The following is a 24,736-nucleotide window of genomic DNA, read 5'->3' as shown; positions in this document are numbered from 1 at the left end:
GGTGTCCCCTCAGGACGGCCCGATCCTGATCATCGGGACCGAGCGCTCCGGGTCGAACCTGCTGCGGCTGGTGCTCGACGCGCACTCGCGGATCGCGGTCCCGCACCCGCCGCACTTCATGCGGTACCTGTCCGGCATCCCGTACGACGGCGACGTCGACGCGATGGTGGACGACGCGCTGCGGTTGCTGCGCCACCACATCCATCCGTGGCCGCACGCGATCGACCGGGCCGCGGTGACCGAGACTGCCGTGAGAAGAGAAGCGCCGTCGCTGTTCGGAGTGGTGTCGGCGATCTACGACCAGTACCGCGTCGAGGAGGGCGCGGCCCGCTGGGGATGCAAGAGCACGTTCATGGTCGAGCACGTCGACGAGGTGCTCGCCGAACACCCGGACGCGCGGTTCCTGTGGCTGGTGCGCGACCCCCGCGATGTGGTCGCGTCGGCGAAGCGGGCCGTGTTCGGCTACTGCCACCCGTACCGCATGGCACTGCGGTGGACGGCCGAACAGGAGCTCGCCCGCGCGGCCCTGGAGCGGTGGGGACCGAAAGTGGTGCACCTGGTGCGGTACGAGGACCTGGTGTCCGAGCCCGACCGGGAGATCCGGGCGATCTGCGACTTCATCGGTGAGGCGGTCGAGCCCGCGATGCTGGCGCACCACCTCAGCGGCAACGCCCGGGTGACCGCGTCGCTGTCGGCGTCCTGGCGCACCGCGGGCGACCCGATCACCACGGCCCGGATCGGCGCCCACCAGCGGGAGCTGTCCGACCGGGAGCGGCGGCAGGTGGAGAGCGTGACCGCACGGGCGATGGAGACGCTTCGCTACCCGTTCGACGAGGCATCGCTGGCCGAACCGGCTCCCGGCCCGCTCGGCGTCGCGCTGCGCGGGGTCGCGGTGCGGCTGGCCGTGGAGGCGCGATCGCTGTGCACCGACCGCAACCACTTCAGGCGCTGGCGGCGCGACGCCACCGTCCGCTGGCTGCGCCGCCGCGCGACGCCGGGCCGCGCCCTGGTTCTGGCAGGAGAGAGCAGATGAACGAAACGGGACGTGTTCGCACGCACTTCGCGGACCGCGCGCACACCTACGACCGGTCCAGTTCGTGGTGCACCGACGACGCACTCGGCGAGCTGATGCTGTCCACGGCCGCGCCCCGGCCGGACGACGCGGTCCTGGACGTCGCCTGCGGCACCGGGCTGGTGTCGAGGCTGTTCGCCGGGCGGGTGCGGCGGCTGGTCGGCGTGGACATCACGCCGGAGATGGCCGAGCAGGCGCGCGAGGTGCTCGACGAACTGGTGATCGCCCCGGCGGAGGAGCTGCCGTTCGCCGACGGCACGTTCGACGTCGTGGTGTGCCGTCAGGGGATCCAGTTCATGACGCTGCCGGACGCGGTGCGGGAGATGGTGCGGGTGACCCGGCCGGGCGGGCGGGTCGTGCTGACCCATCTGTGCGCCTACGGGGACGACGACCGCGACGAGTACTTCGAGATCCTGCGGCTGCGCAACCCGGCCCGGCGGCACTTCTTCCGGCCCGGCGACGTCGAGGCCCTGCTCACCGAGGCGGGGTGCGACCCGGTGCGGTCGCAGCAGTACGTGTCTACGGAGGACGTGGACGTGTGGTCGGACAACGGCGCGATCGGCGAAGACGCGCGGGAGGCCATCCGGGACCGCTACGGGAAGGCGTCATCCGCCTTCCGTGCACGGCACGCGGTGGCCGAGGCGGACGGGCGGATCATCGACCACATGCTGTTCGTCGTCGCCTCGGGAACGAGGGTCTGACATGGAACCGGACCAGTCCCTTGCCGACGGCGTGCGGGCCGCGTTCCTCGCCGAGGCGGCCACCGCGGCGCGGTACACCTACTTCGCCCGGGTCGCCGAGATCGAAGGGCACACCGAGGCGGCCCGGGTGTTCGGCGAGCTCGCCGAGAGCGTGGCCTGCGCCGCCCACGGACACCTGGACGTGCTGCGCGACCTGCTGGGCGGCGACGATCCGGGCACCGGCAGCGCGCTCGGCGACACCCGACGCAACCTCGCCGCGGCGATCAGCGGCGACCTCGGGGAAGCCACCGAACGCTACCCCGGCCTGGCGGCGCGGGCGCACACGGACGGCGTGGCCGACGTGGCGAGCTGGCTGGAGACGCTGTGCACGTTGAAGAAGACGCACGTGGACCGGCTGGAGCAGACCCTCGCCGGGCTGACCGAGCCGCGGTTCGCCGGGAACGGAGCGCCATGACCACCGACTACACCGCCGAGGCGATCACCGTCTACTCCGGGCTTGAGGCGGTGCGCCGCAACCCGTCGATGTACGTCGGGTCGACCGGCTCGGACGGCGCCCACCACCTGGTGCTCGAACTGGTCGACAACGCCGTGGACGAGGCCGCCGCCGGGCACTGCGGCGCGATCTCGGTGGAGCTGCACGAAGACGGCTCCTGCTCGGTCACCGACGACGGCCGGGGCATCCCCACCGACCCGCACCCGGAGGCCGGGATCCCGGCGTGCGAACTCGTGCTCACCACGCTGCACTCGGGGGGCAAGTTCGACCACACCTCGTACGCGACCTCGGCCGGGCTGCACGGCGTCGGCCTGGCCTGCGTGAACGCGCTGTCGCAGTGGTTGCGGCTGGACGTGTGGCGGGACGGCGCGCACCACAGCGAGTCGTTCGCCCGAGGCTCGATCGAGACCCCGCTCAAGCGGGTCGGCGACAGCAGCCGCCGCGGCACCCGGGTGTGGTTCCACCCGGACCCGGAGATCTTCTCCTCCTGCGTGCTCGACGCGGACCTGGTGCACGCCCGGCTGCTCGACATCGCGTATCTGCACCCGGGCCTGCGGGTCGATCTCATCGACCACCGCACCGGGCGGCACGAGTCGCTGTGCGAGACGACCGGGGTGCGGGGCCTGCTCGCGTACCGCGCCCGGGACGCCGAGAAGGTGCACGCCGAGCCGACCACCATCACCTGGGCCGGGGACGGGTGCGTGATCGACGCCGCCGTCCAGTGGACCGAGGGGTACGCGGAACAGGTCTTCAGCTACGTCAACACCATCCGCACCGACCTGGGCGGGTCGCACGTGGACGCCCTGCGCGGCGCACTGGCCGGGGTGGTGGCCGATCACCTCGGCCCGTCCGCGGAGAAGATGACCGTGGTCGACATCCTGGAGGGGTTGACCGCGGTGATCGCGATCCGGATCCCGGACGCGCGGTTCGACGGCCAGACCAAGCGCACCCTGCGCAACGACGACGCGGGCGCCCGCGTGTTCGACGTCGTCACCGATCAGGTGCGGCAGGCGCTCGCGGCCGACCCGGAGCTGGCCCGCCGCATCGCCGAACGGGCCATCGACGCCAGTCGGGCCCGGCTCGCCGCGCGGTTGGCCGGGCGGACGGCCCGCTCCCGGACCCGGGCCGTCGAGGTCGACTACGCGGTCTACCAACGACAGTTCGGAATCCGCTCGAAGGACTGGCACGACTCGTGCTCCTGGCTCACCGACGAGGACCTGCTCGGCAAGCACGCGGAGCTGTGCGAGGTGCCGCCGGACGCGCGGATGCTGGACGTGTGCTGCGGCAGCGGTGTCGTCGGCGGCGCGTTCCGCGGCCGGGTCGGCGAGATGGTCGGGCTGGACCTCACCCCGGAGATGGCCGCGCTCGCCGCGACCCGGCTGGACGTCGTGCACCAGGGCACCGTCTACGACCTGCCGTTCCCCGACGCCAGTTTCGACCTTGTGGTCACCCGGGAGGTGCTGCACCTGCTGCCCCAGCCGGAGCGGCCGGTGTCGGAGATCTTCCGGGTGCTGCGGCCGGGCGGGCAGTTCATCGTCGGGCAGATCGTGCCGTACGCGGACGTGGACGCCTTCTGGATGTTCCGCGTGTTCAAGAAGAAGCAGCCACTGCTGTACCAGATGTTCCGCGAGGAGGACTTCCGGGCGTTGCTCACCGGCGGCGGGTTCACCGACGTGCGGATGGAGGAGTACTTCCTGTGGGAGTCGATCGACCGGTGGATCGACACCCACGAGACGACACCGGCGAACCGGCAGGAGATCTACCGCCTCTACTACGACGCGCCGCGCGAGGTGCGCGCCGTGCACCCCTTCGAGGTGCTGCCGGACGGCTCGGTGCGCGACCGGTGGCGTTGGTGCGTGTACTCGGTGCGGAAGCCCGACCATGCCTAGCCGCACCGTGGATCACCCGGCCGCCGAAGTCGTGCGCGGGCTGGAGGTGCTGCGACCGCTGCGGGGCACGCCGGTGCCGCACTTCTGCGCGAAGGTGCGTGACCTCGTCGTCGTCGCGTCGAGTTCGCGGGGCGGGTCGAGCATGCTCGCCGAGCTGCTGCGGTCCTCGCCGCACCTGCTGCACCTGCGCGGTGAGCTGAACCCGTTGCTGCGGCTGGTCGGCCTCGACCACCCGCACAGCGGCACCGGATCCGACGTGCTGGACGCGGCGCACTGGCACGGGCTCCACCCGCGGTCCCGGGCGTTGTTCGAGGCGGAACTGGCACTGGACGCGGGCTCTCCCGGCACCGGCGTGGAGAACCTGGCGGTGGACGCGGCGTGGCGGCTGGTGATGCAGTGGCCGGGGCTGGACCTCGACCCCGTCGACCTGGTGCGGACCGCCGAGGCGGTACTGGACCGTGATCTCCCCCGGTTCATGCGGGCGTTGATCGGCATGGCCGGTGTGAACCCCTGGTACTACGACCTTCCCGGGCAGTCACCGGGACCACGACCGGCCGGGCCGCCCGGTGACGTGCTGCTCGAAGAGCCGCCCTTCGTCCTCCCCCGCCCGTGGCGGCCCGCGGACGAACACGACCTCGCCACGAAACCACTGGTGATCAAGACGCCGGGCAACGCCTACCGGCTCGACTTCCTGCGGGCGGTGTTCCCCAACGCGCGCCTGCGGGTGCTGCACCTGACCAGGAACCCGGCCGCGTCGATCAACGGCCTGGTCGACGGATGGCTGCACCACGGGTTCCACGCGTACCGGCTGGACGAACCGCTGCGCATCGCCGGATACGCCGACGTGCGGCCGGCCGACCGGCACTGGTGGAAGTTCGACCTACCACCCTGCTGGCCCGCGTACACCGCCGCCGCCCTGCCCCGGGTCTGCGCCCACCAGTGGGTGTCGAGCCACCGTGCGGTGCTCGCGCACGGGGCGGATCACACGGTGCGGTTCGAGGACCTGATCAGCGGTCCGCACGCCCGCGCGGACGCCGTCGAGCAGATCACGGACTGGCTGGGGGTCCCGTTCGACGGGCCGCTGAAGCGGGCCGCGACCGACGGCATCGCCGCCACCGTGGCCACCGCCGCACCACGCCCCGGCCGGTGGCGGGCGCGGGAAGAGGAGATCCGGTCCGCACTGAGCGCCGACGTGCTCGCGATGGCAGAGAGGCTTGGCTATGCCCGTGACGACCACTGGATCTGAGCTGAGCACCCACGGCGGCCCGGGGTGGGTCCCCCGGGTGGCGTCGCACGTGGACGACGTCGCGGCCGGGGAGGTCTGGACGCCGTGCGGGTACCGGTCGGAGACGGCCGCGCTCCGGTCGGTGCTGCTGGTCCGCCCGCCGGACAGCATCGCCGCGGTGCGACGGCCGGACGACTCGCTCATGCTCGGGTCGGTGGACCTCCCGGCGATGCGGGCGCAGTGCGACGCGCTGGCGGACCGCCTGCGGGACAACGGGGTCGAGGTGCACCTGACGTCCCCCGCGGCGACGCCGAACGTGGTGTTCGCGCGGGACCTGTTCTGGATGACCCCGGCCGGGGCGGTGCTGGCGCGGATGGCGTCGGCGCAGCGGGCCGGCGAGGAACGGCACGCCGCGCTCGCGCTGGCCGAGGCCGGGTTCCCGATCCTGCGCACGGTGTCCGGCACCGCCGTGTTCGAGGGCGCCGACGCGCTGTGGATCGACCCGTCGACGGTGCTCGTCGGAACCGGGTTCCGCACGAACGCGGCCGGCGCGGCCGAGGTCGCCTCGGCGGTCGCGGAACTGGGGGCGCGGGTGGTGACGGTGCCGCTGGCAGAGGGCGTACAGCACCTGCTGGGGACGGTGATGTTCCTCGACCCGTCCACCGCCGCCGTCCACCGGGCCGCGTGCACGCCGGAGTTGGCCGCGCTGCTCGCCGAGTACGGCTATCGGGTGATCGCGCTGCCGCCGGACGAGGAACTGCTGGTGCGGCGCGGGATGAACCTGCTGGTGCTCGCGCCGGGGCGGGTGCTGATGCCCGCGGGCTGCCCGGGAATCCGGCGGACGCTGGAGCGGGCGGGGGTGGCCGTCGACGAGATCGACATCGGCGAGTACCTGCGGGCGGCCGGCGGGATCGGCTGTGTGGCCGGGGTGGTGCGCCGTGAGCACTGAGAGCCGGTCGCGCGGCCGATCACTGGGGCGGGTACACCGTGGGGTCGTCCAGCGGCACCTTCAGCCAGGAGATCATCTGCCGGAGCTGGTGGTACGCCGCGAGCCGCTGCTCGTCGGAATCGGCCTCCTCCGCCGCCGCGATCGGCTCCCACAGGCGCGGCACCATCACCGGCCCGAGTTCGAGCAGTCCGCCGCTGCCGCCGGTGGCCCACTTCGCCAGTACGTACCGGGCGATCGCACCGACCGGGATGTCCAGGTTCCGGGACATCCCGCGCACGGTCTCCAGCGGATCGAGGAGCCCGTAGTCGACCACCTCGGCCTTGAAGTTGGCATGCGGGTCGTCCGCCGGCCAGCACCGTTCCCACCGGCGCAGCCGGACTGTCGGCGTACCGGTCGCGTCGTAGGCCAGGTCATCCATGTCGCCGTCCATACCGCCACCCTAAGGGCGGCACCGAGCTTGTCCCACCGGGCAAGGATGAACACCGAAATGAGGAGAGGAGTACCAGTGAACGAGACCCTTCGTGAGGAGCAAGTCGCCCTCGTTCCGGCCGACTCGACCGCCGCGACCAGCGGCACCGTCACGGTCGACGACGAGGCGATCCGCCGGCAGCTGCGCAGCCTCGGCTACCGCATCTGACCCAACCGCCCCGGCCCTCCCAACGGGGGGCCGGGGCGTCCCCACGAAGGAGGTCGAGCAGACCCGCGACGCAGCCGCAGTCGGTGTGCCTCGGGCGGCTCGTACGGTCGTCCACCCCAGTCGTCCCGGTCCTCCCGGTGGTCCCGGAAGCGGGCCGCGTCCCGCTCGGAGCGGACGGTCGCCTGGAGCGTCACGACCTCGCCGTCTTCCGCGCCCGAACAGCCGAACATTGGCCGGGGGGACGCTGGTTCGAGGCCGCGGGCCTGCGTACGTTTGCTGTCGGCCGCGCGGGGCCGTCGATAGGGGTGGCGTGTGCCGGGGCGTCGTGAAGTGCCGGTGGATCCGCAAGCGGGCCCGGTGCAGGGGTTCGCGTGCGAGTTGCGCAAACTCCGCGCGACGTCCGGGATGACCTACCGCGCGCTCGCCGCCCGCGCCGGGTACGGGGTGACGACGCTCTCGCAAGCGGCGGCCGGTGAGCAACTGCCGACCCTGCCGGTCGTCCTGGCCTACGTGGTGGCATGCGGAGGTGACCCCGGGGAGTGGGAGGCCCGCTGGCGGAACGTCGTCAGTGACGTCGCCGACCTGGATGCCGGAGGTGACGTGGACGGCGCGGAGGCGCCGTACCGAGGGCTGGCGCGATTCGAAACCGGGGACGGTGCGCGCTTCTTCGGCCGTGAGCGGCTCACCGCCGAACTGCTGGAGCTGATGCACCGCCGCAGGTTCGCAGCGGTGTTCGGCCCGTCGGGGAGCGGCAAGTCCTCCCTGCTGCGCGCGGGGCTGATCCCCGCGCTCCGCCATCCCGGGGCCGGAACCCCGCGACCGACCGCGATCCGCATCCTCACCCCCGGCCCGCGCCCGGCTCACACACATGCCCGCCTGTTCGACTGCGGCGGGCACTCTCCCCGCGGCGACCGTGGCGACGTCGACCGTGCCGACGTCGAAGCCCCCGAGACCGTGGTGATCGTCGACCAGTTCGAGGAGGTGTTCACGCTCTGCCACGACCCGGCTGAGCGCGTTCGCTTCCTCGACCTGCTGCTCGCCGCGCGGCGGCGTACGAGTGGATTACGGGTGCTCCTCGCCGTGCGGGCCGACTTCTACGGTCGCATCGCCGAACACCGCGACCTCACCGACGCGCTCCGGGACGCCCAGTTGCTCGTCGGCCCGATGAACCCGGCGGAGCTGCGCGAAGTCATCGTCCGGCCGGCCGCGGCCCAAGGGATGACCGTGGAACGCGTGCTGACCTCTCGCCTGGTCGAGGAGGTCGCCGACGCTCCGGGCGGGCTGCCGCTGCTCTCCCACGTGCTGATGGAGACCTGGCGCCGTCGCCGGGGCAAGACGATGACGCTGGCCGGGTACGAAGCCGCCGGCGGCGTGGGAGGCGCGGTCGCCAAGACCGCCGAGTCCGTCTATCGGCGATTCACCGATGCCGAGGCCGCCGAGGCCCGCCGCGTGCTGCTGCGGATGGTCGCTCCGGGCGAGGGGACCCCCGACACCCGTCGCCCCGCGGACCGGAGGGAACTCCAGGCCCACGGCCGTCGGACGACCGAGACCGAGAAGGTCCTGGAGGCATTCGTCCGCGCGCGACTGCTCACCCGCGACGGCGACACGGTCGACCTGGCCCATGAGGCCCTGTTGACCGCCTGGCCCCGGCTACTCGGCTGGATCGAGCAGGATCGGGAACGGCTGCGCGTTCACCAGGCGTTGACCGAGGCCGCCCATGCCTGGGAGAAGCTGGGCCGCGACACCGGCGCGCTGTATCGGGGCACCCGGCTGGCCACCGCCGAGGAGTCCTTTCCACCCGAGCAACAAGCCCACCTCACGGCGCTGGAGCACGCCTTCCTCGCCGCGAGTCTCCAACTCCGCCGCCGGGAACGGCGGGCCGCCGCGCGCACCACCCGGCGACTGCGCCTGCTCACCGTGACCCTGCTGGTGCTCGTGGTCGTCGCGAGCGCGCTCGCCTGGCGGGAGCGGCGGTCGGTCCAGGAGGTCTCCCGGGCACGCGACTCGTTCGACCAGAGTCTCCTGGCCCAGGAGCTGGCCAGTGAGTCCAACCATCTCATCGGGGCCAACTCCGACCTCGCCACGTCCCTCGCCGATTGGCAGCACCCCGGCCACGAAGGGTCGGCCTCGTTCAGCCCGGACGGCGGTCTGCTGGCGACGGCCCATCGCAAGGAACGGACCGTCCAACTGTGGGACCCCCGCACCGGCCGCGCCCGCACCACCCTCGACGGGCACGCCCGTGGTGTCACCTCGATCACCTTCAGCCCGGAGGGTGACCTGCTGGCGACCGCCAGCCGCGCGGACGGCACCGTACGGCTCTGGGGCCCCGACACCGGCCGACTGCACGCCGCCCTGGGCGGCCACACCCATGGCGTCACCTCGGTCACCTTCAGCCCGCGGGGCGACCTGGTGGCGACCGCCAGCAATGAGGAGCCCGTCGTACGGATCTGGGAGGTCCTCACCGGCCGACTGCACACCACCCTCGGCGCACAGCCCGACACCGTGCTCTCGGTGGCGTTCAGCACCGACTCCTCAGTCCTGGCCGTCGCCGGGGCCCGAGGCGGGGTGAACCTGTGGGACCTGGCCGACCGCCGCGTGCGTACGAGCCTCGTCAACCACACCACGCCCGCCTTCGCGATGAAGTTCAACGACGACGGTCAGGGCCTGCTGGCCGTCGCCACCACCGATCAGGCGATCGCGCTGTGGGACGCGGAGACGGGTCGGCCCGCCGGCATCGTCTTTCTGGGCCTCCTCAGGGTCCCTCCGGCGACGAACACCGCGTTGCCCTGAGGTCACCGGCACGGCCCGCGGCCCGGCCCAGCCGGCGCACGACGACCCCCAGCACCTCGTCGGCCGAGTAGTAGCCGAACCGACGCGAGTCGGAGCTTCGCTCCGGATTGTCCCCGAGGAGCACCAATTTGCCTGCCGGGACGGTGGTCTCCGGTACGTTCCGCAGGGACGGGACGCTGTCGCGCGGCACCGCGTCACCGGAGCGCGCGGCGACCCGTTTGATGATCCACTCGAAGAACTCCGGTTCGTCGGGACCCATCACCGCCCGACCGAGCACCACCAGTTCTCCGCTGGCCCGCACGGGGCCTCGCCGGACGAGAACCCGGTCTCCGTCGTGGAGCGTGGGCTGCATGCTCGCTCCCCTGACCGTCACGGCCACCCAACGGTCGCGCAGCAGAGCTCGGCCCAAGGCGGCGAGGGTCGAAAGGGGTGAAAGGGGTGAAAGGGGCATGGTCATGAGTCCTCAGTCGTGGGCGGCGGTTGATAGCCGGATGCCTGCAGGCCGAACAGCCGGGCGTAGGTGCCGTCGCGCGCGAGCAACTCTTCATGGCTGCCCTCCTCGGCGATGACACCGTCCTCCAGCACGACGATCCGGTCGGCGCCCCGTAGTGCGCCGAGCCGGTGCGAGATGAGCAGACTGGTCCGACCCGTGCGAGTGCGCCGCAGCGATTCATGGATCTCGGCCTCGGCCTCGGCGTCGAGCCCGGCCGAGGGCTCGTCGAGGACCAACAGCTCGCAGTCCTCGCGCAGCAGCGCCCGGGCGAGTGCCAGCCGTTGGAACTGCCCTCCCGACAGGACGACCCCGACCGTCGGGTCCTCCTTGTCGCTCTCCATCATGAAGGTCCGTGACAGCAGCGTCTCGTAGCCGTGCGGCAGACGGCTGAGGACCTCGTGGATGCCCGCGGTACGCGCTGCGCGCGTCAGGCGTCCGGGGTCGTCCAGGGCGCTCAGATCGCCCAGTGCGATGCTCTCGGCTGCGGTGAGGTCGTAGTTCATGTAGTCCTGGAACACGACGCCGATCCTGCGGCGCAGTTCGGCGGGGTCCACCTCACGCAGGTCCACGCCGTCCCAGCGGATCGCGCCCGCCACCGGGTCGTAGAGGCGGCACAGGAGTTTCACCAGGGTGGACTTCCCGGCCCCGTTGAGGCCGACCAGTCCCACGGACTGTCCGTGCGGGACCTGGAGGCTGATGCCCCGCAGGATCCAGGGATGGTCCGGCGCATAGCGGAACCACACGTCGTCGAACTCGATCGTCCCGCTCAGCGGCGGCAGTGAACGGGGCCGTGCGGGGACGGGCAGATCCGGAGTCGCCGTGGTGACGGCGAGGAAGTGGGCGAACATCAGCAGCGAGTGGTGGGTTCCGGCAAAGGCCCCGGCGAGGCCGCCCAGTGAGGACTGCACGGCCACTACGGCGGTGAGGAACATCGCCACGTCCCCCAGTGACAACTCGCCCCGGCCCGCCGCCGCCACGGCCCAGAGCAGACCGCCGCCCGAGACGACGGTGCCCAACATGCCCAATCCGGCCTGCCAGGCGACTTCCCTGCGGTCCATGGTTCTGCGCTCGGCATTGGCCGCCCGGCGCTCTGCCAGCATCCTGCCCCGCAAGAAGCCGTCCGTTCCGAACAGCCGGATCTCCTTGGCCGCCGCCACGCTCGACAGCAGGTGGCTGTAGAACATCTCCCGGCGCTCGATGGGGCCGATCGTGACGGCGACCCTGGCGCGCTGCCGGGACAGCGCGAGCTCGGTGAGCAGGGTGGGGACGCCGGCGCAGAGGACCAGCACCGTCATGCCCGGGCTCAGGGTCCACAGGGACGCCAGGAACCCCGCGAGCACCAGAGCGGACTGGCCGATCCGCAGCAGGCCGTCCACCGCCTGGAGGGGCATGCCCCGCCCGGCCTGCTCGGCCAGCCGAAGCCGGTCGAGGAAGGCGGGGTCCTCGAAGCGGGCGAGGCCCACGAACCGTTCGACCGCACGGTAGAGCTGGTCCTGGGCCCGCAGCCCCACCGCGCGGTCGAGTTCCGTGCGGAGGTACTCGGCGCCCTGAGGGCCGACGACGAGCACGACCCCGGTCAGGGCGAACCCCAGCGCAGACCACATCGGATGCCACGCGGGGGTCGGGCTCGACAGGCCGTCGAGGATGAGCTTCGTCAGCCAGGCGGCCGCCACGGGCAGGACACCGCCGACCACGGTCGTGATCACCACATAGCTGGAGAAGGTGCCGGGCGCCGCGGCGAAGGCCAACCGCCAGGCCGTCCACAGGGCCGCTCCGGTTCCCTTCCCCTGGGAGTTCTCCGCCGGAGGACGGGCCCGGCGATGTCCCTTGCTGGTGCGCAACGCCGTTTCGGGGGCGGCACGATCAGGGATCGCCGGGGCGAGGGGCGACTCGTCGGTGGTGCCGTGAGTCCCTTTCGATCCGTTGCGGCCCGTCCGCCCGCCCTGGGCCGTGTCCGGCTCGGGCGCGGCCATCAGAGCACGGCGTCCGCGGGCCGGTCCAGGTCCACGGAGTTGGCGCTGACCCGCACCTGACCGAGTTCGTCCCGTGCGACCCGCAGCATCGTCGGGAAGGTCGAGACCTTGAACGCCCCCGCGACCGGGCCCATGCCATTGGTCACCACGACCCGCGCGACCGGCGCCAGCGCCTCGGCGAACTCCCGCTCCCCGCCGTCGTCCTCCGCGACCAGGACGAACGTCTGCTCCCGCCCACGCGGCAGAGAACGAGCGAACTCCATGAAACGCGGCACCTTCTCCTGGCAGGGCAGACAGTCGTGCATGAAGAAGGCGACGACGCTGTCGTCCGGGAGATCGTCGCGTTCGATCAACTCACCGTCGAGGGTGATGGCGGAGAACTCGCCGACCGCCAACCCGACGGGTACGTTCGACTCGCTCGCACCTCCCTGCTTGGCGAGCAGCTCGCCGTGTTCACGCAGGCGCTTGACCACGCCGACGGTCAGCAGGATGTTCAGGCAGCACAGCAGCCCGAGGAACAGAACGAGCACGGTGATCAGAGCACTCATGTCTTCGACTCCTTGTGTCAGATGCGGGCGGTGTTCAGATGCGGTGACGGACGGGGGGCTCAGAGGGCGACGGCACGGGGGCGGAGCCCGCGGAGGGCCGGCGAGCGGCGTCAGGTTCCGTGCGGCCGGATGCGTCCCCCCTCAGCGGCCGGAACAGCGCGACGACGTCGTCCAGCACGGTGACAAGACCGCCCAGCGCGGCTCCGATGCCGAGCACGACCACCACCCCGGGCCACGTCAAGGGCCGCCCGTGCGACTCCGCCGACGCGAAGGCACCCACGGCGGCGGCCACCGCGAGCAGCGCGTTGCGCAGGACATGGCGTCGCGCGAGGACGTCCGACGACGACCCGAAGCAACGGCACGACGTGCCGCCGCCACGCCGCAACAGCACGACGATCGCGCCGCTGAAGACGAGCAGGAGAAGACCCGCCGTGGTGAAGCCGACCACGGCCGGGCGGCCCTGCGAAGGCGTGGCGAGAAGGCCGACCACGGCGACTTCAGCAACCACCACACAGACAGCGACGGGTGCGACGAGGCTTTCCGGTAGCAGCCTCATGGCGCGCAAGGACGCCCGGAACTCCCGATGGGACGCCCCGGTGACCTTGCTCAGGGACGAGATGAGAAACACGGTGCCGACGAAGGAACGCACGCCGATGACCAGGTAGTCCATGGAAAGTCATCCACTTCCGCGGGAAGGGAGCGGCGCCCTGCACGGACGCCGCCCCCGCTTCAGGTTCGGTCAGCAGGAACGCGCACCACACCAGGTGCTACGCACCACGCAGCCCTGTCCGTCACAGCAGTACGCCTTGCACTGCTGGTTCCTCGGGCACTGCCAGCACTCCCTGAACCACTTGCAGCCGCACTGCGCCGCGGACGCCTCGATGCTGGGCACGAAGCGCTCCAGCAGACGTGCGCCGATGTTCTCCAGGTTCTTCAGCAACGGGATCTCCCCTCCACTGGGTCGGGTCGCTCGGCCCGTTCACGAGCCGAGCCAGAACCCACATCACCGGCCGAAGCATTGTTCGGCACCGCAGATCGGGCCGCCGAACAATGCCCGCGAGCCGCGCTGCACGATGAGGCCCCGGTCGGGCGGCTCCGACCGCGCGACGACGAACCGGTGGTCACCGCCCCAGCGGGAAGGGGATCACGCGTTTGACCGTCGGCCGCCCATCCGCGCACCGAGCGCGCGCACCGCCCTGAGGCAGCTTCGCCTCACGCCGTCAAGCCGCCGATCAGTCCACGCTTTCCTGAATTCAGGTTTTTATGTACTGTCAGAGGGTGCTGACTGTAGCCTCCGACATCGAGGTGCTGGCCCGGTTCGGCCGCGCGCTCGCCGACCCGATCCGCTGCCGCATCCTGCTCGCACTGCGCGACGCCCCCGCCTACCCGGCCGACCTCGCCGACGCGCTCGGCGTTTCGCGGACCCGGCTCTCCAACCATCTGGCGTGCCTGCGCGACTGCGGCCTGGTCGTCACCGCCCCGGACGGGCGCCGCACCCGATACGAGCTGGCCGACGAACGCCTCGGTCACGCCCTGGACGATCTGCGCACCGCCGTGGTGGCCGTCGAGAGCGACCGCACGTGCGCCGACGCCGCAGCCGAGGGGTGCTGCTGATGACCGCCGGGGCATCCCTGCCCCTGGGGCCGTCACCCGCCCGACGCGAAGCACTGGCCGCTCGGATACGTCTGCTGCTCGCCACGACCATCGCCTACAACGTCGTCGAGGCGGTCGTCGCGATCACCGCCGGGACCATCGCCTCTTCCACGGCCCTGATCGGCTTCGGCCTCGACTCGATCATCGAGGTCTCCTCCGCCGCCGCGGTCGCCTGGCAGTTCTCCGCCCGCGACCACGCCGTCCGCGAGGCGCGCGAGCAGCGCGCCCTGCGGATCATCGCGGTGTCGTTCTTCGCACTGGCCGCGTACGTCGCCGTCGACGCCGTCCGCGCACTGGCCGGCACCGGAGAGGCGGAGCGGTCGGTCCCCGGCATCGTCATCGCCGCACTGTCGCTCGCGATCATGCCGTTCCTGTCCGCCGCTCAGCGCAGGGCCGGTCGCGAACTCGGCTCCGCCAGCGCGGTCGCGGACTCCCAGCAGACGCTGCTGTGCACGTACCTGTCCGCCGTGCTGCTGCTCGGCCTGGTCCTCAATGCCACCCTCGGCTGGTCCTGGGCCGATCCCATCGCCGCACTCGCCATCGCCGCCGTCGCGGCCAAGGAAGGCCGTGACGCCTGGCAGGGCAAGGGCTGCTGTGCGGTCCCGACCCCCGTGACCGCACCGCCAGCCGGCGCCGAGACCGATGCGTGCGGCTGCCACGCCGGGGGCGACTGCTGCACCTGACCGCCATCGACGGGCCCCGGCCCGGATCGCCGTCACAGGACGTTGACGCGCGCTCCGGGCGAGGGCGGGAACGCCCCGGCCGGTGACGTGTCAACCATCGATTTACACTGACCGGCATGAACGAGACACCGCGCTGGCTCAGCCCCGAGGAGCAGGACGCGTGGCGCAGTTTCGTCACCCTGCAGGAGAAGCTGGTCGCGCGGCTGTCCCGTCAGGTGCAGACGGAGTCCGATCTCTCCGCGGCCGACTACATGGTCCTCGTGAAGCTGACGGACGTCCCGGACGGGCGGTTGCGCTTTCTCGATCTGGCCAGGGCCGCCCAGTGGGAGAAGAGCCGGATGTCCCACCACGTCGCGCGCATGCTCAAGCGCGGACTGGTGACCAAGGAGGAGTGCGCCGACGACGGTCGGGCGTCGATCGTCGCCGTCAGCCCCGCCGGGCGGGAGGCCATCGCCGTCGCGGCGCCCCACCACGTCGAGGCGGTGCGCCGGATGTTCATCGACCCGCTGACCCCCGAGGAGTTGGCGACCTTCGCGCGGTTGGCGAAGCGCATTCTGGCGCGGGTCGAGCAAGAGCCCTGCTGAGCACCCCTCCCCCGGAGCGGACGCGCCCTACATCGACATGATCAGCGTGGCCGCGGTGGCGGCGGCGAAGAGGGTGAGCACGACCGAGACCATGGCGCTGCCACGGGTCTCGGGGTTGGCGTAGTCGCCCGCCCTGGCGTGGAAGGCGACCGCCCCGACCATGACGAGGGCGAACCCGATGGCCGCGGCGATGCCGAGCGGCGGCCAGAAGAGCCCGACGGCCAGACCGCCGGCGGCTGCGACCTCGGCCAGCCCCACGAAGCGGACCAGTCCGGCGCCCAGCCCCATCTCGGACTGGAGCTTCGCCGGGACGTCGCCCTTGAGCAGGGCCTTGGGTGCGCCCGCGCCGAGCGAGACGAGTGCCAGAACCACGCTGAGAACGGCGGCGGCGATGTCCATGAGGGCTTCCTTTCGACCCGCTCGACCCCCTTCGGGGTGAACACGAGACGCACTAGTTGATGCATCAACCGCAGACCGTACAAGGCGCCGGTTGACACGTCAATAAACCCCGGAGCCGCTACCCCACGACGGCCGGGACAGCCAGGCCGTGTCGGTGACACGAATCCCCGTTTGTCATCGAAACGACGGGCCGCTATCGTCGATAGCGTGGATACGAGATCGGCGATAATCGAGGCTGCTGCGACCCTGTTGGCACGCTCACCGAGCGGCGACGTGTCCACCCGCGCCGTCTGCGAGGCGGCCGGTGTTCAACAACCCGTGCTGTACCGGTTCTTCAACGACAAGGACGATCTGCTCGCGGCCACGATCGACCACGTCTGGGACCAGTACCTGGCGGTCAAGCGGGCCGCCAAGAAGTCCGAGGATCCGCTGTTCGACCTGCGGGCGGGCTGGGACAGCCACACGGCGTTCGCGCTGGCCAACCCCAATGCGTACAAGCTGATGTTCTCGCCGACCCTGCGCTCCGAGCCCACGGCGGCGGCGGAGGCCATGCGGCTGCTGCGCGAAGTCCTTGAGCGGCTGGCCGTGCAGGGGCGCCTGCGCGTCCTCCCCGAGGAGGCCGCCCGCATGGTGATGGCCGGGAACACGGGCGTCGCGCTCGCCCTGATCTCCCGCCCCTCGCAGTATCCGGACGTCAGCCTGTCGCCCCTGGTCCGCGACGCAATCCACCGGGCCATCCTGATCGACCTGCCCGCCGACGGCTCACCCGCGGACGACGCGCGGAAGGCGGCGGCAACCACGCTGGCGTCGTCCCTGGGCGCGCTCACTCCCCGGCCCTTCACGTCCGCCGAGTCGGCCCTGCTCGGGCAGTGGTTGGCGCAGATCGCGGAGACCCGGCCCGCCGACTGACGGCGCCCACGGGCCGCGTCGCCCGTACCACCGCCGCACCAGCCCCGGTGGTACCGGACCCATCCCTGCCGCGCACCTTCACCCCCGCACGCAAGGGAGACCACATGGCTACGCACCTGCACGACTTCTTCTCGCAGGACCTGGTGCTGGAGAAGGAAGCCACCGGAATCGACGGCGACACCTGGATGTACCACTTACCGGACGAACGGTTCGGCATCATCACACCGTTACAGGGGTCGTGCCAGATAGAGGGCCGGGACGGTCACGGCCGGCGGAGCGCCACGCTCGTGCCGGGCGAGATCTGCCGGATCGCCCCCGACCACCACGTCCGGCTGGCGCCGATGCCGCCCCGGCGACTGCCGTTCAAGGTGGTCTGCATACAACTCCCCCTGACCATCCTTCAACGCACCCTCGACGCACACCCGGCCGCCCCGGTCCGCGACGTCGCGGAACTCCACACGCTGCGCGCCTTCGACCCGCACATCGCCTCCATGGCGCCCGTGCTGCTGCACGCCTGGCAGACCGGCGCGGGGAAGCCGTACGCCGTGGCAGCCGCCCACTACCTGGCCGAGTACCTGCTGCATCCGCCCCGGGCCGCCGCACCGGGCGGCGGAGGTCTCAGCGCGGAGCAACTGTGCACCGTGCGGGCCTACATGGAGCGGCGGTTGGCCGAGAACATCACGCTGAACCAGCTGGCCGGCGAAGCGCATCTCAGCCGCTACCACTTCCTGCGACGCTTCACCGCCGCCACGGGGAGGACGCCCATGCGGTACCTCACCGGGCTGCGCATCGACGCCGCCCGCCATCTGCTGGCCGCGGGCAGGGACCCCGTGGCCCAGGTCGGCAGGGCCTGCGGCTTTCCGAATCCGGCGAACTTCGCCCGGGCGTTCAGGAAGCACGTGGGCTGCTCGCCCTCGGAGTACCGGCAGCGGGGGTACGGGGACCCGCTGCCGCTGGCGGCGGACCGTCGCTGACGCGCGCGACGCCGGGCGTCAGCGACCGGGGTCGAAGTCCTCCACGAAGTAGCTGTCGTGCCGGACGCGGAACTCCTTCAGCTCCTCACCGCCGCGCTGCGACATCTCCGCGACCCGCTCGAAGTACTCCTCGCGCGGGGCGCCCGGGGAGAAGAGCATCAACATGGACATGGGCTCGTCGGTGACGTTCTTGAAGGCGTGCAGACCCCCGACCGGCACGTACAGGAAGTCGCCGGCACGGCCCGTGACCCACTGCTCGCCGTCGTACAGCTCCAGCTCGCCGGAGAGGACGTAGAAGGACTCCGAGATGGTCTTGTGGAAATGGGTCCTGGCTCCGGCGGACCGCGGGCCCAGGACCGCCTTGTACAGGCCGAATTCACCGCCGGTGGACTCGTGGGTGGCGAGGTAGTGGGTGGAGCCGCCGGGCGAGGACACCTCCGGCGGGGCGTCGGCGCGGCGGAAGACCGCGTTCACGTCGCCCCGGTCTCCGTGGTAGCGCGGCTGAGGGTAGTCGAGGTCAGGCAGGTACGACATCGTGTGCTCCTTCCGTCGGGGTCTTCACCGCATGGTGTCCCGCGTCGCCGGGCGGCGGCTACGGACTTCAGGAGGGACTTGGACGGCCCGGGGACTACGGCCGAAGACCTAGGGTGCCGGGCGAACGCGCCGGTCACCGCGGCTCGTTGAGGCACCGTGCAGCAACTGACGCCGGGTGGCCTCACGCCCCGTGCGGCCGGGGTCGGTGCACGGCGAGCAGGGCGGTGTCGTCGGTGGCCAGGCCGCCGGAGAAGCGGCGCACGTCGTCGACGAGAGTGCTCAGGAGCCGGGCCGGGGTCGGGAACTCCCGGCCCGTCAGCCAGTCGGCGGGGTCGTAGAAGGCGCCGGCGGCGTTGCGCGCCTCCGAGATGCCGTCGGTGTACAGCAGCAGCGTGGCGCCCGGCGGAAGGTCCCAGATGTCGGGCGCATGGTGCGCGGGCGCGAGGTCCGGCATGCCCAGCGGCAGCCGGAAGGACCCGGGCGTGAGGGTCGTGACCCGGCCGTCGACGCCGAGGAGGAGCGGGGCGGGGTGGCCGCAGTTGAGGACCCGTACGACGCCGTGGTCGACGGGGATCTCCACGAGGACGCAGGTGACGAAGTCCTCCGGGTCGTCGGCGCCCGCCCGCCCCAGGCGCTCCCGGGTGAGCGCGCCCTCCAGGCGCCGCGCCACGGCGGGCAGCGTCTCCTCCTGGTCCGCCGCCTCCCGGAAGGCGCCCAGGACGACGGAGACGGTCGCGTCCGCGGCGCACCACGACGCTGAGGAGGACGGCGATGACGGTGACGAAGACGATCGTGGTCAGCTGGGTCACCGAGTTCCGCAGGGCGGCCTCCTCCCCGCCCACCCGGGCGATCACCCGCAGGACCACGGCGGCGACGAAGGCGAGGCCCCCGATGGCCACGGTCCGCCCCGTGCTGAAGAGCGGCGCGGCCATCAGCGGGGCGGCGACGAAGAAGGGGGTGCCGCTGAGCTGAGCGGGTGTGGCGAGCTGGAACGCGACCCCGAGCACGACGAGGAGGAAGGGCAGCAGTCGCGACACCCGGGACAGGTGCGGCAGCCGCGACGCGGGCTCCTCCCACACCAGGCGGCCGACGCCCCTGCCCTTCACCGCCGGGCGCGGCGTCGGGCGATGAGCAGACCGAGCACGATGCCCACGACCAGGGTGACCGTGAGGACGCTCCAGAGCGGGAGGGTGACCGTCGGGATCCAGAGCCTGATGGTGACGGATCCGGTGTTGGCGGCGATGAACCAGATCGCCAGGGCGGCGAGCACCACGAAGCCGATGGTGCGCAGCCGCACGTCCCGACCCTTGACCGTGAGGGTGGACGGTCCGTGTGAGCCATCGAAGTTTTTCGACATAGTTCACATTATTGATGAGAGCCGACATATGGGCCCTCGGGGCGACCGGCCCGCTCAGGGCGTGAGGTCGTCCGAGCGCCCGGCTTCGATGCGGGACCAGTGGGGGATCGGGCGTCCGTCGCTGCGCAGCCGGATGTGCTCATCGGGCACTTCGCCCCGGCGGCGCGGCCAGCCGTCGGGCGAGTCCTCCCACAGCTCCTGGCGTCCGTACGCGGTGAGGTCCATGAGCGCGTAGCTGTAGTCCATCACCTCCACGCCGCGCCACGTCGTCCAGTACGTCTCGTACACGCGGTCGCCGTCGCGCAGGTAGCAGACCAGATGCATCATGCCGGCCCGGCGTCCGACGAGGAGTTCGCGCTGCGACGGGAGGGCCGAGTACCACGGCACCTGCCAGCCCATGAAGTCCCGGTAGCGGCGGCTCTCCCCGTACGGGCCCTGGCAGAAGACGGCGTAGGTGATGTCGCGGGAGTGCAGATAGGACAGCTCCTGCACCTGGGAGCCGATCCAGGTGCAGCCGTCGCACTGCCCGGCCGCGTCGTGGCCCTCATGCCACATGTAGTAGTACGCGATGAGCTGCCGGCGCCCTTCGAAGGCGTCGAGCAGGGTGACCGGGCCGTCGGGGCCGGTCAGTTCGAGGTCGGCCGCGACCTCGACCATGGGCAGCCGTCGACGGGCCGCGGCGATCGCGTCACCCTCCCGGGTGTGCGCCTTCTCGCGGATCCGCAGTTCGTCCAGTCGGGCCTGGAAGGCGGCCCGGTCGGCGACCGGCGGCAGCGCCGGCGCGCCCTCGCGTGTGTCGTCGGCGGTGTGCATGACGTCTCCTCTCGGACGGTCCACCAGCAACCTGCAACCCGACGATTGCACATTCACGGAGCTACTGCAACCAAAAGGTTGCAGTAGCTCCGTCCCGTCGGGCGTCGCCCTAATCGACGGGTGCCACGGCGCGGCCCTCGTCCTGAAGGGCCAGGTGGCCGTTGCGGTGGAGGGCGGCGACCGCTGCCGCGCAGGCCGCGCCGGTCGCGGCTAGCACGGCCCACGGGAGCCACCCCACCCCGAGGTCGAACAGCGCGCCCACCGCCAGGTTGCCCAGCCAGACCGCGACGCCCGATGCGGTGCTGTACGCGCCGTAGTGGGTGGCGACCAGGCGGCCCTTCGCCAGCCGTACGACGGTGTCCATCTCGAAGGGGTAGAGCAGCGCGCCGCCCCAGGCCAGCAGCGCGGCGCAGAGCACGAGCGCGGTCACGGCCACCGCACGCCCTGTCGTCCCCGTACCCACGGGTACGAGGAGGGGGAGGAACGCGGTGCCCATCACCAGCAGCCCGACGGCGATCGCCCGCGGGCCGGCGAAGGTGCGCTTCGCCCACTCCGTCAGCCGCAGCTGCCCGAGGACGGCGGCGAGCGCCGAGGCGGCGAAGACGGCCCCGGTCACCCGGCCCGCGTCCGCGCCGAAGACCTCCCTCGCCCGCAGCGGCAGCGCCAGATAGACCTGGAAGGCGAGGACGTACGAGCCGCTCATGGCGATGGCGAACAGCAGGAACGGCCGGTTGGCGGCGATGGCGCGCCAGTCGGCCGCCACCGCCCGCCAGCCCGGCCGGGCGCCCCGGTCCGCCACCTGCCGGCCGGGGAGCGTCCGGATCTGCACCGCCGCCAGCACCCCGAAGACGACCGCGGCGACGGCGCAGACCACCCGGAAGTCCCAGGCCAGCAGCGCGAGGCCGACGACGGGGCCGGCCAGGATGCCGGCCTGGTAGAAGACGTTGAAGAGGGCGAACGCCTCCACCCGGCGCTCCTCGCCGGCCTCCGCCGCGAGTAGGGCACGGACGGCGGGGTTGAAGAGCGCCCCGGCGAAGCCGGTGAGCAGCAGGGCGACGATCAGCAGGGGCAGGGTGTCGGCCACGGCGAGCAGGGCGAAGGCGACCGTGCGCAGCACGCAGCCCGCGACGATCAGCGGTTTGCAGCCGTAGCGGTCGGCGAGCGCGCCGCCGACCAGGAACAGTCCCTGCTGGGACAGGTTCCGGGCGCCCAGGACCAGCCCGACGGTCCACGCCGCCATGCCCAGGCCGTGGGCGAGGTGGTCGGCGAGGTACGGCATCAGCATGTAGAAGCCGAGGTTGATGCCGAACTGGTTGACCATCAGCAGCCGTACGGCGGGGGCGAAGGAAGCGAGCCCGGCCCGCCCCGGCGTCCCGGCCCGTGCGGGGCTCATCGAGGGCCGGCCTCGACCGGCGCGGACGCGGGGGTGCGCCCCAGCGGGTCCCGGACCCGCCGGCACCGCGTCCACCGCTGCACGACTCGTTCGTCCGGCTCGGCGATCTCGTCCGGTTCGAGCGCGGGCGGACCGTCCAGGAGACCGCGCTCACGGCACCAGTCGTCGTCGTAGACGGTGTCCAGATAGCGGTGGGGCCCGTCGGGGAAGATGGCCGCGATCCTGGTTCCGACCGGCAGCGTCCGGGCCGCCCAGCCGGCGACCAGTGCCACCGCGCCCACGCTCCACCCGCCAAAGGCGTAGTGCCGGCGGGCCAGGAGTCGGCAGGCCCACACGGCTTCCGCGGCGGCAATCCAGTGCACTTCGGCGAAGGTCGCGTAGTCGACGTTGCGGGGGTGGATGCTGGAGCCCAGGCCGCGCATCAGCCGGGGGCCGGCGGGCTGTCCGAAGATCTTCGAGCCGACCGCGTCGACGCCGATCACCGTCAGCGCCGGGTTCGCCGCCCGAAGCGCGGCGGAGACGCCCGCCGAGTGCCCGCCCGTGCCGACGGCGGCCACCAGGACGTCGACCCGGCCGAGTTGGGCGAGCAGTTCGGCGGCGAGCGGACCGTAGGCGGCGACGTTGTCGGGGTTGCCGTACTGGTCGGGGCAGTACGCCTGCGGGTGGCGCGCCAGGTGCTCGGCGACCCGTAGCCGGCGGGCCTCCTGCCAGCCGCCCGCGGGGTGCGGCTCCGTCACCAGGTCCACCCGGGCGCCCAGCGAGGTGAGCAGCTTCGCCACGGCGGGCTCCATCCCGGGGTCGCTGACGACCGTCACGGGGTGGCCGTAGGTCCGCCCGGCCAGCGCCAGCCCGAGGCCGAGGGTTCCGCTGGACGACTCCACGATGGTGGCGCCGGGCAGGAGTTCACCCCGTCGACGGGCCTCGCCGACCATGTGCAGGGCGGGCCGGTCCTTGATGCCGCCGGGGTTGGCCCCCTCCAGCTTGGCGTGGAATCCGCACCCGGGCGGCGCGAAGGGTTCGTCGATCCACAGGACGGGGGTGTCGCCGACCAGGTGCGCGGGGCGGCGCGCGGACACGGGCACGGGCACGGGTGCGGGGGCGGGGGCCCCGGGGGCGTGCGGCGCCAGCAGAAAGCGGTTCATGTGCATGACTCCTGCGCACCGCGGCAACGGCGCGGGTGCGCATGGGCAGTAGGTGTGGGGGCGCGGGGGCGCACCGCACCGCCGGTGCGAGGACCGGAAGGGGTGGGGTGCGCGGCGCCGCCTACTGACGCAGCACGCAGTGGCGTACGAGTCTCGTCCGGCCGTCGGCGGCCTCGGACGGCGCGGGCCGGCACGGCCCGCAGCGCACGACGTGGTCGAGCGCCGCGTCCGGCTGCGGCAGCGCGGTCACGTCCTGGGCCGGTGCGTCGGCGTCCTGGGCGCGGGGCCGGTCGACCCCGTGGTCGATGTGCTCGCCCCCGTCGTCGCCCTCGTGCCCGGGCGCGGAGGCGCCGGCGGCCTCGTGATGGCAGGGAGCGCCGGCGACCGTGAAGTGCGGGCCGGTGGTGCCGGAGCGGTGCACCGCCCCGGCGAGGTGCGCGACGACGAGCACCGCAAGGCCCACCAGCAGGACGAGGCGTCCCAGGGGCCTGCGGGCGTACCCGCCCAGCCGCGAACCGATCACCGGCCCAACATAAGCGATCAAGGACCCGTCGCCGGCACAAGCGCGGTGACCGCGTCCGTTTCAAGCCAGCCCGGTCAGTCCGTGCCGAACCACGCCTCCGCGAGCGCGGTCAGCGTGCCCTCCCGGGGTGCGCCCAGCTCCCTCAGGTACCAGGGCAGGTCGCTGTACACGTGCAGGAGGGCGTACGCGAGCAGTTCGGGCGGGGCGAAGGTGCGGCCGTACGCCGCGGCCAGCCGGGTCAGCAGGGTCCGGTCGCCGGCCGTGACGAAGACGCCGACGCCCACGAAGTCGTACGCGCCGTCCCCCGCCATCGCCGGCTCGAAGTCGAAGAGCCCGGTCAGTCGCCAACCGTCGGGGTCCACGAGGAAGTGCTCCCGCATGACCTCGGTGTGCAGCAGGGACCGGCGGGGCGCGGACGGCAGCGGGACGGCGGCGAGGAAGTCCGGGATCTGCTCCAGCCAGGCGTCCGACAGCCCGCGCGCCCGCTGCTGCGCCACGACCGCGGCCCGCCGGCGCTCCACGAAGGCGCCCCACTCCCCCGGTCCGAGCACGTCGTCGAGGGGAGCGGGGTCGAGGGAGTGCAGTGCGCCGAGGAGTTCGCCGACCTCGTGGGCGAGCCGTTCGCGGTCCGCCGGCGGCACGCGGTCCCAGCAACGGGCCAGGTTCTCGCCGCGGAGCCGGGACATCACCACGTACCGCCAGCCGTTCTCGTACGCCCCGAAGGCGTGCACCCGGGGCGTACGGACCGGCAGCCGGCCGTCGAGGTGGGTCAGCACCCTGCCCTCGACGAGGCCGCCCCCGGCCGCGGTTGCCGGGAAGAGTTTGAGCACGTGCTCGTCGCCGACCGCGTAGACGGGCTGCGAGCCCTCGGCGAACCGCGCCAGCGGTCGGCCGGCGAGCCCGAGCCGATTGCACAGGTCCTGCGCTCCGGGGCGCATCACGGACTCGTCGGGGACCGCGGCGTCCCATTGTTCGACCGTCTCCACCAGTGGCAGCATGCGC

29 protein-coding genes are annotated in these 24,736 nt (G+C 72.3%); 14 read left to right on the top strand and 15 right to left on the bottom strand.

Annotated elements, in window-relative coordinates; all coding sequences use genetic code 11:
* Window position 1 precedes the first annotated feature (1 nt).
* From AB0E05_RS19135 to AB0E05_RS19110, 6 genes are read left to right on the top strand one after another with little or no spacing between them, the layout of a single operon-like run.
* Window positions 2-1,033 (top strand): sulfotransferase, encoded by a 1,032-nt coding sequence (locus tag AB0E05_RS19135; protein ID WP_361964849.1) that lies wholly within the window; start codon window positions 2-4, stop codon window positions 1,031-1,033.
* Entirely contained in the window at window positions 1,030-1,773 is a 744-nt protein-coding gene (locus tag AB0E05_RS19130; RefSeq protein WP_361964847.1) for a methyltransferase domain-containing protein, read from the top strand. The genes AB0E05_RS19135 and AB0E05_RS19130 overlap by 4 nt, the downstream gene beginning before the upstream one ends.
* 1 nt (window position 1,774) lies before the next feature.
* Window positions 1,775-2,227 carry a rubrerythrin family protein gene (locus AB0E05_RS19125; RefSeq protein ID WP_361964845.1) on the top strand — a complete coding sequence of 151 codons (453 nt, stop codon included), beginning with the start codon at window positions 1,775-1,777 and terminating at the stop codon, window positions 2,225-2,227.
* Complete coding sequence (locus tag AB0E05_RS19120) at window positions 2,224-4,155, top strand: methyltransferase domain-containing protein (RefSeq protein ID WP_361964843.1); 1,932 nt, start codon at window positions 2,224-2,226, stop codon at window positions 4,153-4,155. The genes AB0E05_RS19125 and AB0E05_RS19120 overlap by 4 nt, the downstream gene beginning before the upstream one ends.
* Window positions 4,148-5,401 (top strand): sulfotransferase, encoded by a 1,254-nt coding sequence (locus tag AB0E05_RS19115; protein ID WP_361964841.1) that lies wholly within the window; start codon window positions 4,148-4,150, stop codon window positions 5,399-5,401. Before AB0E05_RS19120 ends, AB0E05_RS19115 begins: the two co-directional genes overlap by 8 nt.
* The gene (locus AB0E05_RS19110) at window positions 5,382-6,329 is read left to right on the top strand and encodes an arginine deiminase family protein (RefSeq protein WP_361964839.1); all 948 of its coding nucleotides are present in this window, start codon (window positions 5,382-5,384) and stop codon (window positions 6,327-6,329) included. The genes AB0E05_RS19115 and AB0E05_RS19110 overlap by 20 nt, the downstream gene beginning before the upstream one ends.
* 19 nt (window positions 6,330-6,348) lie before the next feature.
* Here AB0E05_RS19110 and AB0E05_RS19105 read toward each other — a convergent pair whose 3' ends face one another.
* Entirely contained in the window at window positions 6,349-6,759 is a 411-nt protein-coding gene (locus tag AB0E05_RS19105) for a DUF6027 family protein (RefSeq protein WP_358827727.1), read from the bottom strand.
* 75 nt (window positions 6,760-6,834) lie between these two features.
* Between AB0E05_RS19105 and AB0E05_RS19100 the strand changes: the two genes are divergently transcribed.
* Together AB0E05_RS19100 and AB0E05_RS19095 are read left to right on the top strand one after the other, a co-directional pair.
* On the top strand, window positions 6,835-6,966 hold the full coding sequence (locus AB0E05_RS19100; protein WP_361964837.1) for a hypothetical protein: 132 nt from the start codon (window positions 6,835-6,837) through the stop codon (window positions 6,964-6,966).
* A 336-nt stretch (window positions 6,967-7,302) separates the two neighbouring features.
* Window positions 7,303-9,756: a helix-turn-helix domain-containing protein gene (locus tag AB0E05_RS19095; RefSeq protein WP_361964835.1), complete on the top strand. Its 2,454-nt coding sequence runs from the start codon at window positions 7,303-7,305 to the stop codon at window positions 9,754-9,756.
* On the opposite strand, the gene AB0E05_RS19090 is transcribed toward AB0E05_RS19095, so the two are convergent.
* The 5 genes from AB0E05_RS19090 to AB0E05_RS19070 all read right to left on the bottom strand — a co-directional run bounded on the left by AB0E05_RS19090 (window position 9,719) and on the right by AB0E05_RS19070 (window position 13,710).
* Complete coding sequence (locus AB0E05_RS19090; RefSeq protein WP_361964833.1) at window positions 9,719-10,207, bottom strand: S26 family signal peptidase; 489 nt, start codon at window positions 10,205-10,207, stop codon at window positions 9,719-9,721. The two genes, AB0E05_RS19095 and AB0E05_RS19090, sit on opposite strands and share 38 nt — an antisense overlap.
* A 2-nt stretch (window positions 10,208-10,209) precedes the next feature.
* The gene (locus AB0E05_RS19085; protein WP_361964831.1) at window positions 10,210-12,222 is read right to left on the bottom strand and encodes an ABC transporter ATP-binding protein; all 2,013 of its coding nucleotides are present in this window, start codon (window positions 12,220-12,222) and stop codon (window positions 10,210-10,212) included.
* Entirely contained in the window at window positions 12,222-12,770 is a 549-nt protein-coding gene (locus tag AB0E05_RS19080) for a hypothetical protein (protein ID WP_361964829.1), read from the bottom strand. The genes AB0E05_RS19085 and AB0E05_RS19080 overlap by 1 nt, the downstream gene beginning before the upstream one ends.
* Window positions 12,771-12,804: 34 nt before the next feature.
* Window positions 12,805-13,440 (bottom strand): MauE/DoxX family redox-associated membrane protein, encoded by a 636-nt coding sequence (locus AB0E05_RS19075; protein ID WP_361964827.1) that lies wholly within the window; start codon window positions 13,438-13,440, stop codon window positions 12,805-12,807.
* 69 nt (window positions 13,441-13,509) lie between these two features.
* Window positions 13,510-13,710: a hypothetical protein gene (locus AB0E05_RS19070; RefSeq protein ID WP_361964825.1), complete on the bottom strand. Its 201-nt coding sequence runs from the start codon at window positions 13,708-13,710 to the stop codon at window positions 13,510-13,512.
* Window positions 13,711-14,048: 338 nt separating this feature from the next.
* Between AB0E05_RS19070 and AB0E05_RS19065 the strand changes: the two genes are divergently transcribed.
* The 3 genes from AB0E05_RS19065 to AB0E05_RS19055 all read left to right on the top strand — a co-directional run bounded on the left by AB0E05_RS19065 (window position 14,049) and on the right by AB0E05_RS19055 (window position 15,690).
* The gene (locus AB0E05_RS19065; protein WP_361964823.1) at window positions 14,049-14,384 is read left to right on the top strand and encodes a metalloregulator ArsR/SmtB family transcription factor; all 336 of its coding nucleotides are present in this window, start codon (window positions 14,049-14,051) and stop codon (window positions 14,382-14,384) included.
* Entirely contained in the window at window positions 14,384-15,106 is a 723-nt protein-coding gene (locus AB0E05_RS19060) for a cation transporter (RefSeq protein WP_361964821.1), read from the top strand. Before AB0E05_RS19065 ends, AB0E05_RS19060 begins: the two co-directional genes overlap by 1 nt.
* A gap of 116 nt (window positions 15,107-15,222) precedes the next feature.
* On the top strand, window positions 15,223-15,690 hold the full coding sequence (locus AB0E05_RS19055; protein ID WP_361964819.1) for a MarR family transcriptional regulator: 468 nt from the start codon (window positions 15,223-15,225) through the stop codon (window positions 15,688-15,690).
* Window positions 15,691-15,717: 27 nt separating this feature from the next.
* Here AB0E05_RS19055 and AB0E05_RS19050 read toward each other — a convergent pair whose 3' ends face one another.
* Window positions 15,718-16,089 (bottom strand): DoxX family protein, encoded by a 372-nt coding sequence (locus AB0E05_RS19050; RefSeq protein WP_361964817.1) that lies wholly within the window; start codon window positions 16,087-16,089, stop codon window positions 15,718-15,720.
* Between the two features lie 207 nt (window positions 16,090-16,296).
* Here AB0E05_RS19050 and AB0E05_RS19045 point away from each other — a divergent pair, with 207 nt between their 5' ends.
* The gene (locus tag AB0E05_RS19045) at window positions 16,297-16,998 is read left to right on the top strand and encodes a TetR/AcrR family transcriptional regulator (RefSeq protein ID WP_361964815.1); all 702 of its coding nucleotides are present in this window, start codon (window positions 16,297-16,299) and stop codon (window positions 16,996-16,998) included.
* Window positions 16,999-17,102: 104 nt separating this feature from the next.
* A complete protein-coding gene (locus AB0E05_RS19040; RefSeq protein ID WP_361964813.1) occupies window positions 17,103-17,972 on the top strand; it encodes an AraC family transcriptional regulator in 870 nt (289 codons plus the stop codon).
* An 18-nt stretch (window positions 17,973-17,990) separates the two neighbouring features.
* Here AB0E05_RS19040 and AB0E05_RS19035 read toward each other — a convergent pair whose 3' ends face one another.
* Window positions 17,991-18,506, bottom strand: a complete 516-nt coding sequence (locus AB0E05_RS19035) for a cupin domain-containing protein (RefSeq protein WP_361964811.1) — start codon at window positions 18,504-18,506, stop codon at window positions 17,991-17,993.
* Between the two features lie 181 nt (window positions 18,507-18,687).
* Window positions 18,688-19,224, bottom strand: coding sequence for a PP2C family protein-serine/threonine phosphatase (locus AB0E05_RS19030; protein WP_361965115.1), 537 nt, complete (start codon window positions 19,222-19,224; stop codon window positions 18,688-18,690).
* A gap of 53 nt (window positions 19,225-19,277) precedes the next feature.
* Here AB0E05_RS19030 and AB0E05_RS19025 point away from each other — a divergent pair, with 53 nt between their 5' ends.
* Window positions 19,278-19,478, top strand: coding sequence for a hypothetical protein (locus tag AB0E05_RS19025; RefSeq protein ID WP_361964809.1), 201 nt, complete (start codon window positions 19,278-19,280; stop codon window positions 19,476-19,478).
* Between the two features lie 130 nt (window positions 19,479-19,608).
* On the opposite strand, the gene AB0E05_RS19020 is transcribed toward AB0E05_RS19025, so the two are convergent.
* From AB0E05_RS19020 to AB0E05_RS18995, 6 genes are all read right to left on the bottom strand, one after another.
* The gene (locus tag AB0E05_RS19020; protein WP_361964807.1) at window positions 19,609-19,863 is read right to left on the bottom strand and encodes a LapA family protein; all 255 of its coding nucleotides are present in this window, start codon (window positions 19,861-19,863) and stop codon (window positions 19,609-19,611) included.
* Window positions 19,864-19,917: 54 nt separating this feature from the next.
* Window positions 19,918-20,676, bottom strand: coding sequence for a DUF899 family protein (locus AB0E05_RS19015; protein WP_361964805.1), 759 nt, complete (start codon window positions 20,674-20,676; stop codon window positions 19,918-19,920).
* 109 nt (window positions 20,677-20,785) lie between these two features.
* Entirely contained in the window at window positions 20,786-22,069 is a 1,284-nt protein-coding gene (locus AB0E05_RS19010; protein ID WP_361964802.1) for an MFS transporter, read from the bottom strand.
* On the bottom strand, window positions 22,066-23,211 hold the full coding sequence (locus AB0E05_RS19005; protein ID WP_361964800.1) for a pyridoxal-phosphate dependent enzyme: 1,146 nt from the start codon (window positions 23,209-23,211) through the stop codon (window positions 22,066-22,068). The genes AB0E05_RS19010 and AB0E05_RS19005 overlap by 4 nt, the downstream gene beginning before the upstream one ends.
* Before the next feature lie 121 nt (window positions 23,212-23,332).
* Window positions 23,333-23,734 (bottom strand): hypothetical protein, encoded by a 402-nt coding sequence (locus tag AB0E05_RS19000; RefSeq protein WP_361964798.1) that lies wholly within the window; start codon window positions 23,732-23,734, stop codon window positions 23,333-23,335.
* A gap of 74 nt (window positions 23,735-23,808) precedes the next feature.
* Window positions 23,809-24,732 (bottom strand): aminoglycoside 3'-phosphotransferase/choline kinase family protein, encoded by a 924-nt coding sequence (locus AB0E05_RS18995; RefSeq protein WP_361964796.1) that lies wholly within the window; start codon window positions 24,730-24,732, stop codon window positions 23,809-23,811.
* Window positions 24,733-24,736 lie beyond the last annotated feature (4 nt).

The sequence above is a fragment of the Streptomyces sp. NPDC048057 genome (assembly GCF_040653095.1).
Lineage (GTDB): Bacteria > Actinomycetota > Actinomycetes > Streptomycetales > Streptomycetaceae > Streptomyces.
This window is presented reverse-complemented; position numbering and strand designations above follow the sequence as displayed.

What these genes read in the sequence shown, in the direction of transcription:
- AB0E05_RS19130 (WP_361964847.1), top strand. Translation starts at nt 1,030, where the DNA reads ATGAACGAAACGGGACGTGTTCGCACGCACTTCGCGGACCGCGCGCAC.
- AB0E05_RS19125 (WP_361964845.1), top strand. Translation starts at nt 1,775, where the DNA reads ATGGAACCGGACCAGTCCCTTGCCGACGGCGTGCGGGCCGCGTTCCTC.
- AB0E05_RS19120 (WP_361964843.1), top strand. Translation starts at nt 2,224, where the DNA reads ATGACCACCGACTACACCGCCGAGGCGATCACCGTCTACTCCGGGCTT.
- AB0E05_RS19115 (WP_361964841.1), top strand. Translation starts at nt 4,148, where the DNA reads ATGCCTAGCCGCACCGTGGATCACCCGGCCGCCGAAGTCGTGCGCGGG.
- AB0E05_RS19105 (WP_358827727.1), bottom strand. Translation starts at nt 6,759, where the DNA reads ATGGACGGCGACATGGATGACCTGGCCTACGACGCGACCGGTACGCCG.
- AB0E05_RS19090 (WP_361964833.1), bottom strand. Translation starts at nt 10,207, where the DNA reads ATGCCCCTTTCACCCCTTTCACCCCTTTCGACCCTCGCCGCCTTGGGC.
- AB0E05_RS19085 (WP_361964831.1), bottom strand. Translation starts at nt 12,222, where the DNA reads ATGGCCGCGCCCGAGCCGGACACGGCCCAGGGCGGGCGGACGGGCCGC.
- AB0E05_RS19080 (WP_361964829.1), bottom strand. Translation starts at nt 12,770, where the DNA reads ATGAGTGCTCTGATCACCGTGCTCGTTCTGTTCCTCGGGCTGCTGTGC.
- AB0E05_RS19075 (WP_361964827.1), bottom strand. Translation starts at nt 13,440, where the DNA reads ATGGACTACCTGGTCATCGGCGTGCGTTCCTTCGTCGGCACCGTGTTT.
- AB0E05_RS19060 (WP_361964821.1), top strand. Translation starts at nt 14,384, where the DNA reads ATGACCGCCGGGGCATCCCTGCCCCTGGGGCCGTCACCCGCCCGACGC.
- AB0E05_RS19055 (WP_361964819.1), top strand. Translation starts at nt 15,223, where the DNA reads ATGAACGAGACACCGCGCTGGCTCAGCCCCGAGGAGCAGGACGCGTGG.
- AB0E05_RS19050 (WP_361964817.1), bottom strand. Translation starts at nt 16,089, where the DNA reads ATGGACATCGCCGCCGCCGTTCTCAGCGTGGTTCTGGCACTCGTCTCG.
- AB0E05_RS19040 (WP_361964813.1), top strand. Translation starts at nt 17,103, where the DNA reads ATGGCTACGCACCTGCACGACTTCTTCTCGCAGGACCTGGTGCTGGAG.
- AB0E05_RS19035 (WP_361964811.1), bottom strand. Translation starts at nt 18,506, where the DNA reads ATGTCGTACCTGCCTGACCTCGACTACCCTCAGCCGCGCTACCACGGA.
- AB0E05_RS19025 (WP_361964809.1), top strand. Translation starts at nt 19,278, where the DNA reads ATGACGGTGACGAAGACGATCGTGGTCAGCTGGGTCACCGAGTTCCGC.
- AB0E05_RS19020 (WP_361964807.1), bottom strand. Translation starts at nt 19,863, where the DNA reads ATGTCGAAAAACTTCGATGGCTCACACGGACCGTCCACCCTCACGGTC.
- AB0E05_RS19015 (WP_361964805.1), bottom strand. Translation starts at nt 20,676, where the DNA reads ATGCACACCGCCGACGACACACGCGAGGGCGCGCCGGCGCTGCCGCCG.
- AB0E05_RS19010 (WP_361964802.1), bottom strand. Translation starts at nt 22,069, where the DNA reads ATGAGCCCCGCACGGGCCGGGACGCCGGGGCGGGCCGGGCTCGCTTCC.
- AB0E05_RS19005 (WP_361964800.1), bottom strand. Translation starts at nt 23,211, where the DNA reads ATGAACCGCTTTCTGCTGGCGCCGCACGCCCCCGGGGCCCCCGCCCCC.
- AB0E05_RS18995 (WP_361964796.1), bottom strand. Translation starts at nt 24,732, where the DNA reads ATGCTGCCACTGGTGGAGACGGTCGAACAATGGGACGCCGCGGTCCCC.